Here is a 17543-nt window from a genome sequence, read left to right on the forward strand (position 1 = left end):
TGCAGCTTGCAGCTTGCAGCTTGCAGCTTGCAGCTTGCAGCTTTTAACTATTTCTGCGGCAGCTGAAATTCTATATGAAAGGTTGTTCCTACATCCACATCGGAGGTGACAAAAATATGGCCCTGATGATGTTCAACAATTATGAATTGTGAGAACGACAGTCGGTTTTCGGCTTCGGTACTTTTGGGGTTGATTCTATCGTGGAAGAAGGGCTCAAAAATCTCGTGTTGCTCTTTACCGGTTAGGCCCAGGCCGTTGTGCTGTATTTTAAGCCACAGTGAGTCATAGCAAGTGAGTAGTTTGATTTTGATAGTGGGGGTATCGTTTCTGTCGCTGCTGGCTAGGGCGTGGCAGGCGTGGCGAAATAGGCTGAGGAATACCTGCTGTAACTCTGTTTTATAGCAAGGTATGGCGGGCAGGTCTGCTTGGTACTCTCTTTCTATAACTATATCTTTAAAGTGCAGGCCGGATGGGTCCGAAAAGGCATTGCCGGCCAGCTCCAGGGTGTGATCTATTAACTCGGTAAGGTTTTCTGGTCTTTTCTTTCTATCGTTGCTGTGGGCAAACTCTAATAGGTTGCGAATAATTTGCGAGGCTTGGTTGGCCTTGTCTATGGCATCGTTAAGGTCAGCAGCTAAAGCGGGGTCGCTGGGGTTGATGGCTTTTTGTATGCTTTGTAAATCTTTAAAAATAGCCTGCAGTGGGGTGTCTATGTCATGGGCCATGGATGCGGCAAGTTCACCCATGGATGACATTTTATCTCTTTGTATGAGTTTGTTTTCGGCGATGGAGCGCTGGGTTACATTGTCTATTAATATCACTACCCCAGCTTCGCTGTGATCTTTAAGTGGGTAGATAGTAATATCAAAATAATATTGCCCGCGCTGGTTATGTTTGATGGTGGCGGGCTTTTGTTCGTTGATAACTTCTTCTATTTGCTGCCTTGAGAGGGTAACGGCTGGGTAGGCATCCCAGAGGTCTTTGCCCAGTACTTTATCGGCGCTAATGCCGGTAATTTCTTCGGCGCAGACATTCCACTGGGTAATTTGCATGTGGCTGTTTAGGCCTACTAGCATGGAGGGCATAGAGGCTAAGATATTTTTAATATAAGTTTCCGAGGCTAATAGCCGCTCGCTGGTTTTTTTGTGCTTTTCAACTTCATCTAGCAGGCGCTGGTTGGATTCAGCCAAGGTAGCGGTGCGCTCTTGCACTCTTTGCTCTAAAGCTTCGCGTATTTCTCGCAGTGCGCGGTTGGCTTTTTTAGTTTTGCGGCTGCTAAAAAACAAACTTATAGCCGTACAAGATAAGAGTATGATGAGTACGCCGCTGGAGAAGTTGGCGATGTATTGCCAGTTGGTGCGGCCATCTTCTTTAAAATAGCTGATAGGGCTGGCGTAGGCGCTGCTCAGGCTTAAAACTACTAAAAGCAATACTAAACTGCTGTATGCACTGCGTAATAAGGTTTTCTTTATTGATTGATTTTTAGCCATATTTTTACTGCGGTCAGTCTATAGGTATTGGTGTAATAATAGGTCATTGCCAGTTATCTGTCTTTTTTGGGGAGGGGGCTGGCGATGTTGCTATTGTATAATGGTATAGCCTTAATTAGGGAGTAGTTTCTTTAAACCGGCTATTTAGTCATTGCTTGAGAGTGTATGTTTATGTCTGTTATCAATTTAACTTGCCCCGGCTGCAGCACTAAAAACCGCCTGCCAGAGCAGCGCTTGGCCGATAAGCCCAAGTGTGGCAAGTGTAAGCGGCCCCTGTTTGTAGCTAAGGCGGCAACCCTGACGGCGGCCAATGTAGCCGCTATGCTCAACCATAACGATATACCCGTGCTAGTGGATTGCTGGGCGCCCTGGTGCGGGCCTTGTAAGGGCTTTGCCCCGGTGTTTGAGCAAGCCGCTGCAGACTTAGAGCCTAAACTGCGCTTAGCTAAACTCAATACCGAGCAACAGCAAGCTATAGCGGCAAGATGGCAGATACGCTCTATACCTACCTTGATTTTATTTAAAGGGGGTAAGGAGCTGGCGCGGGTATCGGGCGCTATGCCTTTGCCGCAGTTAAAACAGTGGCTGGCACAGCAGGGTGTGCTGTAATAACTGGACGGATGCAAAAATCATCGTAAACTGTATTAATTGCTTATAGGCCAACGCTTGTGATGGCTGGGCTTTAGTACAATGTTGACGTTAGAAATAATAATAAATCATGGAGATAGCCAATGAAGTTGCCCTTATTACTTTCATTGTTGTTGCTAACAGCCTGCTCGGTTAATAATCAGGTGCCTATGGCAGAGTACCAGCAGGGTTTGGCCAAACTGCCACCAGTAACGGTATTTTTCAAACGCCCCGATGATGATTTTCGGCAAGCCTGTGAGAGCTTTGACAGGGGTTCCTTGCTGGATCACTGTTATTTAAATCAGCTTAATCTTGAGAAGTTCTATAGCGAATTAAAGGCTGCGGATGTTTTTGAAAATGTTTTATACGCCAATAAAGACGTGGGCTATCAGCTGCTGTTGTCTACTGCGCGCTACCACGATGAAGATGCCGAAGAATTAGGTAGTGCGGTTACTGCGGGGCTGACCTTAATGATAGCCCCCATGATTATGACGCAGCATATCAAGGTGAATGTGGCGCTCAATTGGTATGGCTATGCGCTACAGCAGTTTGAGTATGAGCTGCCATTAGAACTCAGGGTTTCAATACTCAATACGCAGCAAGATATGGAGCGTGATATTGCCAAGAGTATTGCTTCACATTTGCTTAACGATATACAAAAAGGCGATTATTTTAGCGCGGCGTATTTGGCGCAGGCCTTGCAGTCCAGTGATTATGAGGCTGAGTTACAAACGCCGGAAGTGGCTAGCAATTATCAGCGTGATTCTATAGGTTATTATCATCACCCTTTTCAGGGCGCACAGCTTCGATATATACACCAGTCTAATAATATGGATTATATAGATGTGTTTGTGTACCCCGTACGCTCTCCTTATTGGGAGCAAGAGCGCAAGGATTTGTTGGCGAAAGAGGCTGATCACGTTAAAAAAGATATAGAGCTAACTCATAAAGAATTAGAATTTAGCGATACCGCATTTAATAATTATCAATTTAGACGCTTGCCCTTAGCTGGTGGTGAGCTAGAGCTGGTCTATTTTGAAAATGAATATATAGATTTACTGCAAAACAATAACGCCTCTAAAACCTATATCATGATGTTAGGTGATAAGTTTATAAAAGTACGCCATACAGCTATCAAAGGGTATAGTCAGCAGGAAGAAGTGGATAATTTTGTAACGCAGCTGTTAAACGCAACCAAGGTGCCGCAAGAGTCTGTGTTTATGGCCAAGCTGCGCAAGCAATGGCGCGATCAAGGCAGTTTGTAGTTTTCGCACTAATAATCCCAGGGTGTATGCGCCAGGACATGGAATGTTGTGATGAGTAAATTATATTGTTTGTTAGCTCTGTTATTGTTACAGGCTTGCAGTGTCCATAATCATGTAGCCAATAGAGATTGGCATGTAGTTGCTACTGAAAATTTTATCATCTATACCGATAGCAATGTTGAGTTGGTGGCTGAGCTCGCGAAAGACTTGGAGCGTTTTCGCATAACAGTGCCTAATTTAACCACGGCAAGCTTGATGGAAGATAAAAAGCTAATAATTTATGCCGCCGGCAGCCAAACTACCTACCGGGCTCTGGTGGGTGATGAGTTGGCCAATAAGACAGCGGGCAGCTTTCAACCTAATATGTATGGCGATATTGCCTTTGTGAATATGAGTGCCTATGCCAATACCCGTAAGCATAAAAGTTATTGGGTGAGGCGTTTTTTGTTTCATGAGTACACCCACTTTCTGGCCCATACAAACACCCCTGTAAATTATCCCTATTGGTATATCGAGGGTTATGCTGAGCTATTGTCTACCATGGAGTTTGATGGCAATAAAATTAATCTAGGGGGCATCCCCGCTGAACGAGAATACGATCTAGTCGTTAATGGGCTTATGGATGTGCAGGCACTGTTAACCGCCCAGCGTGGTAGCTTAAATAAACATGACAATGCCGGTCTTTATGCCAGTGCTTGGTTGTTTGTGCATATGTTATCGATGAAGCCGCAGTATCAAGAAAAAATCCCTGATTATTTATTGTTACAAGCGAAAAGCGAAAAGCAGCAATCCTATTGCCGCCTTTGAGCAGGGCTTTGGGGTTAGTGTTGAGCAGGCCGACAAGGACTTAAAAGCCTATCTTAAAGGTAAAATCGTGCGGTATAACTATGTTAATGATAGCGGTTTTGAAGAGTTTGACGTGGCGATAAAGCCCTTGGCTAAATATGAGGTGGCGATTAACTTGGGTAGGTTGCATGCCTTGTCAGGTAAAACGGTGGATCAACTTATGGCGTTTAAGCGTGCTTTTGTTGATGCAGATAGTAGCGACAGCGCGTTTAATTACGCCTTGCTGTTGGCCTATATACAAGAAGATAGGCTAGAGGATGCGCAGCAGTTGGCTGAGTCATTACTTATCAAAGACACTACCGATCCATGGCCATTATTTGTAAAGGCTGAGTGGCTAAGAAAGCAAGCCCAGCTGCAAGGCCAAGATAGGCGCGCGCTACTTGAGCAGGCTTATTATATTTACAAACATTTGCTGGATGAGGATAGGAAAAACGCCGCACTTTGGTATGGCTTGGGCATGAGTGCCAGCCAGCTGATGGTAAAACCTGCTGTTTATGCGCGTTATTTTGGCCAAGCTTACACGATCAATGCGCGCTACCCGGCGATTATTAATGCTTACTTAGACGCCTTACATGAGGCAGAGGACTGGCCAAGTCTAGTGGCTGTAATCAGGCCTATAATTGCTCGCAGCCCCGATGTTAATACGCGCTTAATGCTTAAGCAGTATATGGACTACGCCGAAAAACAAATGCTTAATTAGTGGGCAGTGCTGGCTCCGTTACTGCCTAATTCAGCCAAGGCCACGCGTCGGGCACAATAAAACAGCGGCTATGTTCCTGCCACTGCTGTTGCTGTTCCATTTTGGCTACTAATATGGGTCGCGTATGCTTACCGGGTTTGTGGCTGGGGGCGGTAAAGTGACGACTTAAATACTCAGCGATAGCTTGCTCATTTAAGGGTTGCTGTGCGTGCTGTGCTGAGACTAGGGCCGGGGCTAGCCATAGCTGTTTGGGTAATGGCAGCCAATAGCTGTTGGCTGGCTTTAGATGCTGTAAAAAATCGCTAAGGTAATACCATTTACCGCGTAAATGGTCGGCATGGCTATGGGCTGGCGCTGGCAGCTCGGTATGTGCGGGGTAAAAGAGGTAGCCCTGTAATTGTAAGGCGGGGCTGATATGCGCTGGGTTTAACCCTTGTTGCTGTAGCGCAGCACTACCTTGCGCGGTACTGGCGAGTTGTAGCTGGTGGTCGCGCAGGCGCTTTAGCTTTTTGTCTAGCCTGTCGTTGCAGTTAGGCCCTATCCACTGTTCCCATTCACTACTACTTCTGCCTTGCTGTGGGCTGGGCAGGCCTAAATAAAATTTTACTGCGGCTTCTATATGATAAAGGCCACAGCTAGATTCGGTGATTAGGTCGTACTCGCCATAGGTTTTGCCGTTATGGCTGACCTGTAAATTTTGCTGATGCAGTTGTAGGCCGGGGTAGTGCTGCCAAAAGTAGGCGCATAAGGCCTCATAGTAAATACCTAGCCTAGGGCTACGCAGCTGGCTTAGGTGTTGCAATAGTGTTTCTGGTTGCTGATCGAGTGCGCTTAGCCAAGCGCGCAGTGTCTGTGTTTGATGAGCAAATATATTAAGCTCGGCCTGCGAGCTTGGTAATTGTGCAAGCAAGGGCGGGCTGGTGCATAGCCAGGCTAAGTCTCTAACGGGCTGGTGCTGTAATTGAAAAATATTATGCATGTGTGCAGTTTACCTAGCCTTTTGCTGTATGCGTAACGCTTATTGCGAGTTAGTAGGGTGGCGCTTAGTTTTTAATAATTGTTTTCTGATAGTAGTTATCCGGCAATAGCTTGCTAAATATATGCCTTAAACAATTGATTACTATTTGTTGAATTTAGTACACTTTGCCACGCGCGGCAGTATAGCAATAACAGCCATGGCTAATAATAATGATAAGGCTCTATGCCCGCAGGTATGACCAATGTTTCAAGCTAACTAACCTTATATGATGATCGCATGGAGACGTAGCGTGCATAAATTTTTAGTATTATTTTTATTTGTGACTAGCCAGGTATGGGCTGCAGAGTTTTACCAGTGTAAAGATGCAAAAGGTCGCCCAATATTTAGCCAAACGCCTTGTGCAGTTGATGCTAAAAAACAATATGTGAATGAGCCAGGGCTGAAAAGCGAGGCTCAGTTAAAAAGACTGGCCGCCAGTAAAAGAGCGGATGATATTAGGCGCAAGCTAATCCCCGAACAGTACCGCACGATTATGGCCATGCGTGAGTATAGGGATAATGAGCTTAATGCCAGCACTGATAGCGATGAGCAAGCAGCTATAAACCAACGTTATGAAGAAAAAATTAGTGCCGCCCGAGCCAAGGTTAAACAGTTAGAGCAAGAGTTAAGCAGCCTTGATTTTTAACGGCTCAAGGTTACGATTTTTTGTTGGCGGCGTTAATTTCTAACAGCGCTATATAAATATCCTTTTCTTTACTGCTGAGTTGTTGCCATAGGTTTAGCACTTTTAAATTGCGGGCGTCTAGTTCACCGTGCAAAAAGCTGGGCTCTATGCCCAGCGTTTCTACTATAGTCATCATCTTCTCAAAAGAGATATCTTCTCCGGCTTTGGCTTTACTAATGGTACGGCGGGTGAGTTTGGTGATGCGTGCTAATTCCGAGTCACTAATACCCTTCATATAACTGCGTATTAATTTGCCACGAGCACTGTTGGTCACGTTTTTTGCCTGCGATTGATCATAAATGCTTAGGGCTGCTAGCCCCCGCTATTTATAGCTATAGCTAAATATAATGAGCTATTCAATATTACTCAGGGAGCCAGCGCTAAGCGGAGGTGAGCTAAGCCGAGGTTTTAAAGCTTTTACTTGTAAGCGCGTGTTTAACCTGGTCAGTTAGTTATTAAAAGAAAAGCTAAAACTTATAATTTGTTATAAGCAGAATGTTTGCTGTCTTTTAGGGTTATATGGCTTGTGCTCTATGTGCGCAATATCCTTATTTTTTAGTGCTTTTTGTGTTTTTTGGGCGCAAATTTCTTTTTGAAATCAGAAAGTTATTGCTCATGCCATTTGCATCTATTATTTTCACAGGCTTGGCTGTTTAGGACTGCCCCTTTTAGCGATTTAAATGGCTATGGGCGGGCTTTCAGTAGTGAGCTAAAGAGCACTGGCGGGTGGGGCTGGCCCCCATATGTTGCGGTGCGGCTGTTTTATAATAATGGGTACATAATATGTTGGTGTTAACTAGGCGTGTAGGCGAAACTTTAATCATAGGAGATGATGTTAAAGTCACAGTATTGGCCAGTAAAAGCAATCAGGTTCGTATTGGTATTACTGCCCCCAAAAGCGTGGAAGTACACAGAGAAGAGATATACGAGCGTATACATGGTGTTGGTAACAAAACCAGCGAGCACGAGTCAATTGATTAAGTTTGTTTTTCATTTTGGCAACAGCTGAACTAAAAAGAGGAGCATAGGCTCCTCTTCTTGTATCTAGCGATTGCTGTGCAAGCCAGCTGGTTTAAAACGGAATGTCATCATCAAAGTTATTAGCCTGTGGTACAAACCCGGCCTGCTCATAACTATCTAGTGGTGGTGCCTGTTGATCCATGGCGGCGTTCACACTTTCTATGCGCCAAGCCTGTAAGCTAGTGAAACATTTTTCAGGGCCGCCATTGCCTGACCATAATCGGCCCGATAAATTAAACTGTACTTTTATTTCATCGCCTATTTGGTAGCTATCCATTAGTGCGCATTTATCTTTTATTAACTCCAACGCAACGTGGTTGGGGTAGGCGCTGTTTTCACCTTCGCCAGTGAGTTTAATTACAAACTCCCGCTTGGTAAAACCGTTGCTGCCGTATTCAGTGGTGGCGCCTATAGAGTGGATTAGGCCCTGTATTTCAAAACTTGTAGACATGGTGGGTTCCTGCAAAATAAGTGGCAGGATATTAGCACCTTTATAAAAGCTTATTAAGCATTGTTGCCAATAAAGTCGGCCTGATTATAGGCGTGGTTTAGTTATTAAACACCCTATTTGTGGGGGAGATTAGTGTAGGCTAATCTTTATAATGCGTTCAGCAGGTTTTAGTGTGGTGGGATATTTCTGTTTATTAAATGAGCAGCGGGGTGTTCCGATACGTCTGTTATGAGCTACTAAGGCTTAGTAGCTGCGCTGAATTTTTGTCAATACACTAGGGCTTAAGCTATAGTGGCGGCTGTTTATTAGCCAATAATACGGCTAAAGTATTGGTTAGCTGCGTATTTCAGCGTATGATTGGCCACTTTATTGTTCATGGTTTAGCCATATTGTGGCTTAGGTTGATTTGCAGCCTATAGTGATGGCGCTAATGAAAGTACAAGTTTAATGTATATATTGGGTGTCGCCAGATGCTCTGAGCTAACTAAAGCCCTCTGTGGGGCTTGAAAATAGAAGGCTTTCAAACGTTATACCGTTTGCTAATTCTGTAAAAAATGGATTGCCCTTAAGGTTGCTCGCTAATGCTTAGGTCTATTAGCCTGCGTGCCGCCTAGCTTATCGTTCGCTATATGGCGTTAGAAGGATCTCGTTCCAGCGTTAATAGCGGTTTGCTTGGTATTTCGGTGCTAATAATGGCTGAACTGCTAAGAGCCTGTGCCGTTATTAGGTGCACAGCTAATAATAATGGCGTGATAGTGCGCTGATTTCACAATGATAAATAATGAGGTGTAAAACTGATTACTGTAGTTAAGAAGTGGTTTCGCGATAAAGAGTATGGTTTTCTCGAAAATGGCGATGGCCCAGATATTATGGTTCGCAAAGCCGATTTGCTGAATTGCCAGTTTTTAAAAGTGGGTGTACAGGTAGAGTTTGAATGCCACCCCAGTAAAACAGGCTTAACTGCCAAAAAGGTCAAGCTGAAAAAGGCCGGTGGCGGTAAGCAGGGCGGTAATGGTAATAATGGCCATGGCAATGATAATCGCGGCAATAAACAGCCTTTTCGTTTTGGGGTAATGCAGTAGTAGGCATGGCCTGCTAGTCGCGGTTTTTGTCAATATACCCACTAAGCTAAAACTGCTATGATGCCCGCGTATTAGCCTGCCTGTTTGCTAGCTTATAACGCGGGCTACTCGTTACTTACCCAGCCTATATCCCTAGGCGCTTTAATTGTATTAGGCCAACACCATGAGCAAAGAAATTGTTAGAAGCCGTAGGCTTCGCAAAAAACTGTATTTAGATGAATTCGCCGTTTTGGGCTTTGAGTTTAGCTGCACCATTAACACTGAGTCAGAGGCTGATTACGAACAGTTTTTTGATAGCTTCGCCGATGTGGTTGAAAGCCGTGATTTATTTGTGAGCCTAGATGGTGGCCAAGATAAATTAACCGGCTTTGTTTCTGCGGGTGGTCGTTATGACTCGGCTACTGATGAAGACAGAAAGGCCATTGAAGCGGCCTTAAACTCGTATAGCATTATGAGCGATGTCAGCATAGGCGAGCTAGTTGACGCCTGCTACGAAGACTAAGCACAATTGTTAAACATAGCCCTTACTCGCCAATAGTAAGGGCTTTAAACCTAGTTGCTAGTTCTTACTTATGTCCATACGCAAATACCTAGGTCATTACCCTCCGCAAATCATTCAACAGGTAGAAGCTCTGTTGGCGCAAGGCCGATTGGCCGATATGTTATTAAGCCGTTACCCTAAGGTGCACACAGTCGCTAATAATCAGCAGCTGCGTAGTTATGTGCAGGCTATCAAAACCCAATATTTAAAAAAGTCTTCGCCATTAAGCAAGGTGGTATATGACGGCAACCTGCATGTTTTACACAATGCTTTGGGTATGCACAGCAGTGTATCGCGGGTGCAGGGTGGTAGGCTGAAAAGTAAAAATGAAATACGCATCAGCGCTGTGTTTAAAAATGTACCTGAGCCATTTTTAAAGATGATAGCGGTGCACGAGTTGGCCCACTTAAAAGAGTCAGATCACAACAAGGCCTTTTACCGTCTGTGTAATTATATGCTGCCTGACTATCAACAGTTAGAGTTTGATACTCGCCTTTACTTAGTGCAGCTAGAGTTAAATGGCCCCCTTTATTAACAGCCTATGCCACTAATCAATGCAAAGAGCCCGGTGAAAGATGCAGTGTAATGCCAATGATATAGTCGTCTTAGATTTTGAAACCACCGGCCTATCCCCCTTGCAAGGTGATAGGGCCATAGAGATAGGTGCGGTGCGTATAGCCGGTGGCGAGGTGGTTGATCGTTTTCAATCCTTAATGAACCCAGGCTTTAAGGTCAGTGGCTTTATTAGCAATTACACGGGTATTAGTAATGCAATGCTACAACAGGCGCCGCCCTGTGCTGAGGTGATGGCCGACTTTGCTGACTTTATTGGCGACAGCAATTTGCTTGCCCACAATGCCTCTTTTGACAAACGTTTTTTAGATGCTGAGCTGGGGCATATTAAACGCCGTTATGCGGGTGAGTTTAGCTGTTCCTTATTATTGTCGCGGCGTTTGTATCCGGCAGCGCCTAATCATCAATTGGCGACTTTGTTGAAGTATGCCAATATTGCTGCCGACGGTGATTTTCACAGAGCTTTATACGACTCAGAAATGACCGCCAAGTTATGGCTGGCTTTATTGCAAACCATTAGCGAACGCAGCGGCCTAAGCCCGGTGCCTTTCGCGCTAGTGAAAAAATTGGCAAAAGTGCCGAAAAAATCAGTGCCTGAGTTTTTAGCGCAATGGTAGTAAGGTCTAGCCGCTAAAGCTATAGAGATAGCACAATGGGCTAGTAGCCGTCGTTGCGGCTGCGTATTAGAGGTGGCTATGTATCACGGTGAGAAACTTAACAGTATCACACATTTAATCGGCGCTGTGCTGGCCTTAATTGGCTTTGGCGCTTTACTAACGATTAGCATACAGCTGCAAAGCTGGCGTCATATACTCAGTTTTACGGTGTTTGGGGTGACCTTAGTTTTGCTCTACACCATGTCTACCCTGTATCACAGTTTTCACCCGCCCAAGCTTAAAAAAATATTTCAAAAGCTCGATCATATCGCTATCTATTTGCTAATAGCTGGCACCTATACTCCCTATATGTTGGTGTCGTTGCAAGACGACGGCTTAGTTATGTTGGCGGTGGTATGGGGCTTGGCGTTAGTGGGGCTGTTGTTAGATGCCTTGGTGCCCAAGCGTATCGTCTGGTTGCAGATTATTATTTATTTGGTGATGGGCTGGGTTTGTACCCTGCAATATCAAGCGCTACAGGATAGTATGGCAGCAGCTGGTGTACGTTGGCTTACCGCTGGGGGCGTAGCCTATACCGTAGGTATTGTGTTTTATTTATTGGGCAACTTAAGTCAGCTGCGACATGCTCATGGTATTTGGCATTTGTTTGTTTTAACCGGCTCGCTGTGCCACTTTATCTCTATTATGGGCTATGTTAGATAGAGCGAAATAAAATGAGGGCTCAGGTATGAGGCGCATTACAAACTATAACACTCTGGCGATAGGGCTATGCCTATTAATGCTGTTTGCCAACTTGGCCCATGCCGAAGAGAGCTGGTGGCAAAAGGGGTTAAATACGCTTAAAGGTATAGAGGTAGATCAGCCTGCTGTTACTGAGTTAACAGCTGCTGAGCTCAGTACTGCCTTTAAGCAAGCGCTGCAGTTAGGTTCTGAGAAAGTGGTGGCGCAACTGGCTAGGGCTGATGGTTTTAATAGTGACCCCCAAGTCCATATACCGCTGCCAGCCACTATAGAAAAAGCCAGGCCCTTACTTGATAAGGTGGGTATGTCGGCGACGGTAGCAGAGCTAGAGCTAAAATTAAATCGTGCCGCCGAGCAGGCTACCCCTAAAGCCCAAGCCTTGTTTGTGCAGGCCATTAAGGATATGAGCTTTGAGGACGTGCAGGCGATTTACCAAGGCCCCGAAGATTCAGCAACCCAGTATTTTAAAGATAAAATGCAAGTCTCACTGGCCGCCGAGATGCAACCCATAGTCAGCAATAGCTTGGCCGAAGTGGGGGCGGTAAAAGTTTATGACCAGCTGATTAGCGATTATAAAAATATACCCTTTGTGCCAGACTTAAAAGCAAATCTAACCGAACATGTGGTTAATAAAGGTATGGATGGCTTGTTTTATTATTTGGCAAAAGAAGAGGCGGCCATCAGAAAGGACCCGCTTAAGCAAAGCACGGCACTGCTAAAAAAAGTTTTTGCCAATCAATAAATACTTATAGTTGTACAGCGATATCATGTGCTAATGTTGCGTAGACAGTACGGAGCATCTCGGCTACTATCGAATCTCTTATTGAGTCTATATCGCATAGTTTTTGGAACTCATTGTTAGCGATACCGTCAAAGCAAATAAGGCGTACAGCAGGCAGTTGTTAACTGCCCATAACCCAGCAAAGTATTTTTCATGGCACAGTTGTTTTTATACTTAACATTGTTTCTCGCGGCTAGCGCCGGTGCAGATGCAGGCTATCCCGCCAATGCGGATGGTTTGCTGGATAGCAATGTTGTTTGCATGGATCAGGCCAGGGCAAATGCTGCTAATGAGCTTGATAGCCCCGAAGAAGACGGCCTAGCCGCCAAACCCTTTACCCTAAAGCCCGCAGCTAAAGGCTGTATAGCTACCGCCCAGTATTTTCTATACTCGGCTTACCGCACTCATAATAGCATTCGCGCCCCTCCTTTTTTCCTAAGTTAATTTTGCACCGGCTAGCCGGAACATTTTTTACTTAGGAGTACATTCTAATGATTGTATCTATTACCTTTCGTCATGGAACGGAGGATAAACGCCTGCGCCATCATATAGGCCAGGAATTATTATCCTACTCGCTCTATGCCTCTAATATCACGCGTATTCAGGTTGTGTTTAGTAAAGAAAAACAACATGGCAATAGCGATGATGTTATTGCTTGTCATATTTCTATACATATTCCTAATAAACATCCCATCGATATTTATGCGTACCAGCCTAGTAAGGAGCTGGCTTTTGATCGCGCGCAAGAGCGCACTATCATCAAATTAATACACATAAATAATAGCCATACGCGCTGCCTAAAAACCTACCAGCATGCAGCCATACATGCAGCCATAGGAGCCTAGTAACATGAAAAAATTAAATTTCTTTGCCAGTAACACTATCAATGAGTTAGCCCGGCCCATGATGGCCAGTGAGCTGACGGAGTATTCACCCGCTTTAACCATCTTTAATGATTTTGCTGAGCATGAGCCTTTGCTAATCGCCGCCACGGCTACGGCGCTAGAGGCGGAAAAGCTTATGCACAGCTCGCATGTCAATGTGATGTTTGTGGTTGATCAAGCGGATCATTTTAGTGGCATTGTTAATAAAGAGGATTTGAGTGAGCAGGAGATAGTGAAAAAACTGTCTCAGGGTTTTAAACGTAACGAACTATTAGTGAGCGACTTTATGCGTAGTAAAAGCGAGCTAAAAGCTTTTGACTATGCCGAGCTGTCATTGGCCAGTATAGAGGATGTGATTCAGGCTTTTAAAAACAGTGGCCAACAGCAAGGTCTGGTAATAGATAGAGAGCAGCAGCGTATTCGTGGGGTGTTATCAACCAGCGATATTGCCAAAAAGTTGCACTTGCCTACTGATATAGAAGTTAGGTCTAGTTTTACTCATGTACTTGCTCACAAGCAGCACTAATTATATTGCGAGGTTAACAATGAAATTATCAGTAAATCGTTACTTGCTGGTGGCTTGCGCTAGCTTAGCTAGCTATAGCGCGGTGGCCGTAGATGTGAGTGCAGGTAAGACTAAGTCGGCTATGTGCGCCGCTTGCCATGGCGCGGCGGGTATTTCCGCCGTTGCTAGCTACCCCAATTTGGCGGGGCAAAAAGCGCCCTATATAGAAAAGCAACTCAAAGCTTTTCGCAGTGGTAGCCGCAGCGATCCGGTGATGTCGGCCATGGCCAAGCCTTTAAGCGATGCGGATATAGCTAATTTGGCTGCTTACTTCGCTAGTTTGTGAGCGGCAAAGCGTTAAGCTGCTTTTATAAAGGCCTATAACTGTGCGAGCTGTTTTTTTGGCTCGCATTTTTACCCTTGCTACACTTGCCTATCACATACGGGGCAGGGCATGATGCCTTGGTCTGAATATTAACAATCTGAGTATTAACAAAGCTGAGTATTAATAAAGATAGGTTTAGTGTATGAGTACAGCCCCTATTACCTGCATTATCAACGGCCAGGCCTATAAGTTAAGCGCGGATGACAGTCTGGCGGTGCAGCAAATGCCGGTGGCTGACCGACAGCAGTTATTGGCTTTGCTAGAGTTGGTGCAGCGTTGTGATCAGCAATCCAAAGCAGCTGTGCAGCAGGCGGTGCAAGCGGCCAGTGCGCAGGCTGATGGTGCTAGCATTAAGGTGAAGCCAGAGCGCTTGGGTAGTGGTGATATAGACGCTTTAATGGCCAGGTTAATACAGGAAGAGCAGCAACACAAAAAGCCAGTACTCACCAAAGCGCGCGTATTACGCAATACTTTGCTGCTAATGGCAGCCATTGTTTTGTTAGTGCTGATTTTTTGATGGCTCTAACTATAGCGGTTATTAATAGTTAAAACTGCAGATATAAAAAAGGCCCTTAGGGCTAAGCCTAAGGGCCTTTGTTGAGTGTTACACGCCGTTAAAAGTTATAGCTCACGCCGCCGTAGTAATAAGCGCCATTAAAACCAAAAGGGGCGGAGCGCCGTGAGTAGGTAAATACCCCAGGGCTGTTAACTATGGGTGTGCCACCACTTTCTAGGGCACCACCGCGGCTATTACCTATTTCGTTTTTATCGGGGTAAACGTCAAAGATATTATTGCCGCCTATATTGACGCTCCAGTTTTCATCTATTTCATAGCGCACATTTAAATCGGTGAGTATTTCGGCGCTGTAGGTTTGTTCCTCGCCATCTAGCACCGTGTACTCGCCGTAGCGGTTAAAAGCTAAAGATACCTGCCAGTTATTTTTAACATACAGCGTGCTTAAAGAGATGCGATCCTTAGGCTGCCACTCTTCAATGATGGAAATATCCTGGTCGCTAAATACCACATTGGCGGGTATTTCTGCCAATGAATCAGGGCTGTATATATCGGTTACTTCGGTATCGGTAAAGTTAGCGGCTAAGGTAACATCTACCGAGCCAGATAAAATTTCCCAGCCACTGTATGTGGCAATAATGTCCACCCCTGTGGTTTCAGTATCGGCACCGTTTAAGAAAAATTGTGCCGAGCCGGCACCTGCTGCAATCAGGGCATTATCTAAGTCTGTGCTGAGGCTGCCATCTAATTGATTACTAATAACGATGCGATCTTCTATATCAATAGAGTAGTAATCGATAGTGATACTGATTTGCTCGCTGGGGCTTAAAATAATACCGAAGCTAGTGTTGACGGACTCTTCTTCTTTTAGCTCGGGTATGCCTATATCTTTGGCTACTTGGCTGTCGTTTCTAAACGTACCCACTTGCACAGGAATTTGTGGCCCCATAGGGTTGCTGGGGTCGCTAACAAATTGGGTACCTATATTATTAAAATACAGTTGCTGCATAGAGGGGGCGCGAAAGCCGGTACTGGCGGCGGCACGTAAACTCACCATATCGGTAACGGCCCAGTTACCGGCCAGTTTAAAGTTGGTGGTATCACCAAAGCCATCGTAATCATCATAACGTGCAGCTGCACTGATTATTAGGTCGGAGTTAACTTGATATTCGCCGTCTATATAGGCCGACATAACATCGCGCTCTTCATCCACCGACGAGCTGGGGCTAATGCCGGGGAAGCCCTGTATGCCACCACTGGCGTCTTGGGCGTAGAGTGAGGTGGCACCGCTGGTGTCAAAATCGCTATAGGCATAGGCGTCGCCGGGTTTAATTTTATAATCGTCGGTGCGCATTTCGGCACCAAAGGCCAGGCTTAACTCGCCTAAGCTGTGTGTAAAATCCAAGTTGATGGTTTGCAAGCCTAGCTCTAAGCCATAGGCATCAGCTGAGCGAGGTATGCTGGCGCGTATCTCGGCATCACTCATGCCTTGGCCGAAGCGCAAAAAGTTTACATAGGAATAGTTAATCGAGTTGTTGGTGCTGTAATCAATTTCATTGGTGCCGTCGGTGTAAGAGATATCCATGGACATGCCATTATCGAAATCCATGGTGTAACCCAAACTATACGACATGTCATCAATCTGTGACTCTATTAAGGGCAAAAAGCCATTGGGGATTACGTTGTTACCATCGGCTAAGTAAGACCCTGAGCCAGAGTTCGGGTTGCGATAAAACGCACCCGATTCATTTTCACGGCTGGAGTAGGTGATAAAACCATAGACCTCACCTTTGCCTAAAGGGTGGGCGGCATTCAGGGTGGCTGCATACTGTTCGGACTCGGCATCACCTATGCGAAAGGTGTCGCGATCAAAGGTGATTTCACGGGGGTCGGTAATTTCAAGAAAACCATTGCCATTACTATCGCTAAGCGCATCGCAATCTTCAAACACACAGGTGCCTTGTTTGCCGGCGCGGTTGGTGTTACCGCGGTCGCGAAAATTAAAGGTGGCATTGATAAAACCGCCGTCACCAATGGCAAAGCCTTTGTTAACGTCTAGGTTAGTGGTTTCACCATCGCCTTCTTTATATTCGCCGTAAGAGAGGCTGACCTTGCCGGCCTCGTCAGAGTTTTTAAGAATAATATTAATCACCCCGGCAATCGCATCTGAGCCGTATTGGGCGGCAGCACCATCGCGTAACACTTCTATGCGTTCTATAGAGGCGGCAGGTATCGCATTCATATCTACCCCTGCGGTACCGCGGCCTACTGAGGTGTTGATGTGTATTAACGAGGCCTGATGGCGGCGCTTGCCGTTAATTAACACCAGTGTTTGGTCGGGGCCTAAGCCGCGCAAGGTGGCTGGCCTTAGGGCATCGGTGCCGTCACTAATGGATGAACTGGAGAAGTTAAAGGAAGGCGCCAGTGATTGCAGCATGCGGCCTACTTCAGTATGGCCAGTAGTTTCTAAAGCGTTAGAGCTCAGCACGTCTACCGGTACGGGTAGATCTTCGGCGGTGCGGCCTTTTACCCGGGAGCCTATAATCACCACTTCTTCTAAAGTGGGTTGGGCACTTTGATTTTGCTGGGCTAAAGAGGTGGGGGTGTAGCTTAGTATGTGTCCTGCCATAACCGCAGATACTGCTAAGTATAACGATGATTTCCTATGCGTATTCATATGCCATTCTCCCGGGGGCGCGTTTAATGACTGCCATTATTGTTTTAACTAAAAGGCTAAACCGAGAAGCTACTAATGCTGCGATATGAACGCGGTTATCAACCCGCCTTACGCCATGGTGCCGGTGTAATAATGAGCGCG

The 17543-nt window shown here is 45.6% G+C and carries 22 protein-coding genes; 17 read left to right on the forward strand and 5 right to left on the reverse strand.

What is annotated here, in order from left to right:
* Positions 1 to 47: 47 nt before the first annotated feature.
* Positions 48 to 1490 carry a nitrogen regulation protein NR(II) gene (locus NO559_RS11705; RefSeq protein WP_258332022.1) on the reverse strand — a complete coding sequence of 481 codons (1443 nt, stop codon included), beginning with the start codon at positions 1488 to 1490 and terminating at the stop codon, positions 48 to 50.
* A 171-nt stretch (positions 1491 to 1661) separates the two neighbouring features.
* Between NO559_RS11705 and trxC the strand changes: the two genes are divergently transcribed.
* The 4 genes from trxC to NO559_RS11725 all read left to right on the forward strand — a co-directional run bounded on the left by trxC (position 1662) and on the right by NO559_RS11725 (position 4928).
* A complete protein-coding gene (gene trxC / locus NO559_RS11710; protein WP_258332023.1) occupies positions 1662 to 2099 on the forward strand; it encodes a thioredoxin TrxC in 438 nt (145 codons plus the stop codon).
* A 122-nt stretch (positions 2100 to 2221) separates the two neighbouring features.
* Positions 2222 to 3382 (forward strand): hypothetical protein, encoded by a 1161-nt coding sequence (locus NO559_RS11715; protein WP_258332024.1) that lies wholly within the window; start codon positions 2222 to 2224, stop codon positions 3380 to 3382.
* A gap of 51 nt (positions 3383 to 3433) precedes the next feature.
* Complete coding sequence (locus tag NO559_RS11720; protein WP_258332025.1) at positions 3434 to 4189, forward strand: hypothetical protein; 756 nt, start codon at positions 3434 to 3436, stop codon at positions 4187 to 4189.
* Between the two features lie 67 nt (positions 4190 to 4256).
* A complete protein-coding gene (locus NO559_RS11725; RefSeq protein ID WP_258332026.1) occupies positions 4257 to 4928 on the forward strand; it encodes a lipopolysaccharide assembly protein LapB in 672 nt (223 codons plus the stop codon).
* A 25-nt stretch (positions 4929 to 4953) separates the two neighbouring features.
* On the opposite strand, the gene NO559_RS11730 is transcribed toward NO559_RS11725, so the two are convergent.
* A complete protein-coding gene (locus tag NO559_RS11730) occupies positions 4954 to 5907 on the reverse strand; it encodes a DUF1853 family protein (RefSeq protein WP_258332027.1) in 954 nt (317 codons plus the stop codon).
* A gap of 289 nt (positions 5908 to 6196) precedes the next feature.
* Here NO559_RS11730 and NO559_RS11735 point away from each other — a divergent pair, with 289 nt between their 5' ends.
* Positions 6197 to 6592, forward strand: coding sequence for a DUF4124 domain-containing protein (locus NO559_RS11735; RefSeq protein ID WP_258332029.1), 396 nt, complete (start codon positions 6197 to 6199; stop codon positions 6590 to 6592).
* 10 nt (positions 6593 to 6602) lie between these two features.
* Here NO559_RS11735 and NO559_RS11740 read toward each other — a convergent pair whose 3' ends face one another.
* Positions 6603 to 6905 carry a helix-turn-helix transcriptional regulator gene (locus NO559_RS11740; RefSeq protein WP_258332031.1) on the reverse strand — a complete coding sequence of 101 codons (303 nt, stop codon included), beginning with the start codon at positions 6903 to 6905 and terminating at the stop codon, positions 6603 to 6605.
* Positions 6906 to 7414: 509 nt separating this feature from the next.
* Between NO559_RS11740 and csrA the strand changes: the two genes are divergently transcribed.
* Positions 7415 to 7612 (forward strand): carbon storage regulator CsrA, encoded by a 198-nt coding sequence (gene csrA / locus NO559_RS11745; protein ID WP_258332032.1) that lies wholly within the window; start codon positions 7415 to 7417, stop codon positions 7610 to 7612.
* A 91-nt stretch (positions 7613 to 7703) separates the two neighbouring features.
* On the opposite strand, the gene NO559_RS11750 is transcribed toward csrA, so the two are convergent.
* Positions 7704 to 8102 carry a DUF3127 domain-containing protein gene (locus NO559_RS11750; protein ID WP_258332033.1) on the reverse strand — a complete coding sequence of 133 codons (399 nt, stop codon included), beginning with the start codon at positions 8100 to 8102 and terminating at the stop codon, positions 7704 to 7706.
* Between the two features lie 869 nt (positions 8103 to 8971).
* Here NO559_RS11750 and NO559_RS11755 point away from each other — a divergent pair.
* From NO559_RS11755 to NO559_RS11805, 11 genes are all read left to right on the forward strand, one after another.
* Positions 8972 to 9184, forward strand: coding sequence for a hypothetical protein (locus tag NO559_RS11755; RefSeq protein ID WP_309149070.1), 213 nt, complete (start codon positions 8972 to 8974; stop codon positions 9182 to 9184).
* A 163-nt stretch (positions 9185 to 9347) separates the two neighbouring features.
* Positions 9348 to 9686 carry a YggL family protein gene (locus NO559_RS11760; RefSeq protein WP_258332034.1) on the forward strand — a complete coding sequence of 113 codons (339 nt, stop codon included), beginning with the start codon at positions 9348 to 9350 and terminating at the stop codon, positions 9684 to 9686.
* A gap of 70 nt (positions 9687 to 9756) precedes the next feature.
* Positions 9757 to 10260, forward strand: a complete 504-nt coding sequence (locus NO559_RS11765) for a M48 family metallopeptidase (RefSeq protein ID WP_258332035.1) — start codon at positions 9757 to 9759, stop codon at positions 10258 to 10260.
* 40 nt (positions 10261 to 10300) lie between these two features.
* Positions 10301 to 10915 (forward strand): PolC-type DNA polymerase III, encoded by a 615-nt coding sequence (locus tag NO559_RS11770; RefSeq protein ID WP_258332037.1) that lies wholly within the window; start codon positions 10301 to 10303, stop codon positions 10913 to 10915.
* 78 nt (positions 10916 to 10993) lie between these two features.
* Positions 10994 to 11617: a hemolysin III family protein gene (locus NO559_RS11775; RefSeq protein ID WP_258332038.1), complete on the forward strand. Its 624-nt coding sequence runs from the start codon at positions 10994 to 10996 to the stop codon at positions 11615 to 11617.
* Positions 11618 to 11642: 25 nt separating this feature from the next.
* The gene (locus NO559_RS11780; RefSeq protein ID WP_258332039.1) at positions 11643 to 12398 is read left to right on the forward strand and encodes a DUF4197 domain-containing protein; all 756 of its coding nucleotides are present in this window, start codon (positions 11643 to 11645) and stop codon (positions 12396 to 12398) included.
* A gap of 192 nt (positions 12399 to 12590) precedes the next feature.
* Entirely contained in the window at positions 12591 to 12881 is a 291-nt protein-coding gene (locus tag NO559_RS11785) for a hypothetical protein (protein WP_258332040.1), read from the forward strand.
* Between the two features lie 47 nt (positions 12882 to 12928).
* Positions 12929 to 13282, forward strand: coding sequence for a hypothetical protein (locus NO559_RS11790; RefSeq protein WP_258332041.1), 354 nt, complete (start codon positions 12929 to 12931; stop codon positions 13280 to 13282).
* 4 nt (positions 13283 to 13286) lie between these two features.
* Positions 13287 to 13847, forward strand: coding sequence for a CBS domain-containing protein (locus tag NO559_RS11795; protein WP_258332042.1), 561 nt, complete (start codon positions 13287 to 13289; stop codon positions 13845 to 13847).
* 19 nt (positions 13848 to 13866) lie between these two features.
* Entirely contained in the window at positions 13867 to 14172 is a 306-nt protein-coding gene (locus tag NO559_RS11800; RefSeq protein WP_258332043.1) for a cytochrome c, read from the forward strand.
* Positions 14173 to 14353: 181 nt separating this feature from the next.
* Positions 14354 to 14728 carry a hypothetical protein gene (locus NO559_RS11805; RefSeq protein WP_258332044.1) on the forward strand — a complete coding sequence of 125 codons (375 nt, stop codon included), beginning with the start codon at positions 14354 to 14356 and terminating at the stop codon, positions 14726 to 14728.
* Between the two features lie 97 nt (positions 14729 to 14825).
* Here NO559_RS11805 and NO559_RS11810 read toward each other — a convergent pair whose 3' ends face one another.
* Entirely contained in the window at positions 14826 to 17354 is a 2529-nt protein-coding gene (locus NO559_RS11810; protein WP_258332045.1) for a TonB-dependent siderophore receptor, read from the reverse strand.
* Positions 17355 to 17543: the final 189 nt, after the last annotated feature.

The organism is Dasania sp. GY-MA-18, assembly GCF_024734385.1.
Lineage (GTDB): Bacteria > Pseudomonadota > Gammaproteobacteria > Pseudomonadales > Dasaniaceae > Dasania > Dasania phycosphaerae.

What these genes read in the sequence shown, in the direction of transcription:
- trxC (WP_258332023.1), top strand. Translation starts at nt 1,662, where the DNA reads ATGTCTGTTATCAATTTAACTTGCCCCGGCTGCAGCACTAAAAACCGC.
- NO559_RS11755 (WP_309149070.1), top strand. Translation starts at nt 8,972, where the DNA reads ATGGTTCGCAAAGCCGATTTGCTGAATTGCCAGTTTTTAAAAGTGGGT.
- NO559_RS11775 (WP_258332038.1), top strand. Translation starts at nt 10,994, where the DNA reads ATGTATCACGGTGAGAAACTTAACAGTATCACACATTTAATCGGCGCT.
- NO559_RS11730 (WP_258332027.1), bottom strand. Translation starts at nt 5,907, where the DNA reads ATGCATAATATTTTTCAATTACAGCACCAGCCCGTTAGAGACTTAGCC.
- csrA (WP_258332032.1), top strand. Translation starts at nt 7,415, where the DNA reads ATGTTGGTGTTAACTAGGCGTGTAGGCGAAACTTTAATCATAGGAGAT.
- NO559_RS11720 (WP_258332025.1), top strand. Translation starts at nt 3,434, where the DNA reads ATGAGTAAATTATATTGTTTGTTAGCTCTGTTATTGTTACAGGCTTGC.
- NO559_RS11785 (WP_258332040.1), top strand. Translation starts at nt 12,591, where the DNA reads ATGGCACAGTTGTTTTTATACTTAACATTGTTTCTCGCGGCTAGCGCC.
- NO559_RS11790 (WP_258332041.1), top strand. Translation starts at nt 12,929, where the DNA reads ATGATTGTATCTATTACCTTTCGTCATGGAACGGAGGATAAACGCCTG.
- NO559_RS11780 (WP_258332039.1), top strand. Translation starts at nt 11,643, where the DNA reads ATGAGGCGCATTACAAACTATAACACTCTGGCGATAGGGCTATGCCTA.
- NO559_RS11795 (WP_258332042.1), top strand. Translation starts at nt 13,287, where the DNA reads ATGAAAAAATTAAATTTCTTTGCCAGTAACACTATCAATGAGTTAGCC.
- NO559_RS11705 (WP_258332022.1), bottom strand. Translation starts at nt 1,490, where the DNA reads ATGGCTAAAAATCAATCAATAAAGAAAACCTTATTACGCAGTGCATAC.
- NO559_RS11810 (WP_258332045.1), bottom strand. Translation starts at nt 17,354, where the DNA reads ATGGCAGGACACATACTAAGCTACACCCCCACCTCTTTAGCCCAGCAA.
- NO559_RS11760 (WP_258332034.1), top strand. Translation starts at nt 9,348, where the DNA reads ATGAGCAAAGAAATTGTTAGAAGCCGTAGGCTTCGCAAAAAACTGTAT.
- NO559_RS11765 (WP_258332035.1), top strand. Translation starts at nt 9,757, where the DNA reads ATGTCCATACGCAAATACCTAGGTCATTACCCTCCGCAAATCATTCAA.
- NO559_RS11800 (WP_258332043.1), top strand. Translation starts at nt 13,867, where the DNA reads ATGAAATTATCAGTAAATCGTTACTTGCTGGTGGCTTGCGCTAGCTTA.
- NO559_RS11805 (WP_258332044.1), top strand. Translation starts at nt 14,354, where the DNA reads ATGAGTACAGCCCCTATTACCTGCATTATCAACGGCCAGGCCTATAAG.
- NO559_RS11770 (WP_258332037.1), top strand. Translation starts at nt 10,301, where the DNA reads ATGCAGTGTAATGCCAATGATATAGTCGTCTTAGATTTTGAAACCACC.
- NO559_RS11750 (WP_258332033.1), bottom strand. Translation starts at nt 8,102, where the DNA reads ATGTCTACAAGTTTTGAAATACAGGGCCTAATCCACTCTATAGGCGCC.
- NO559_RS11715 (WP_258332024.1), top strand. Translation starts at nt 2,222, where the DNA reads ATGAAGTTGCCCTTATTACTTTCATTGTTGTTGCTAACAGCCTGCTCG.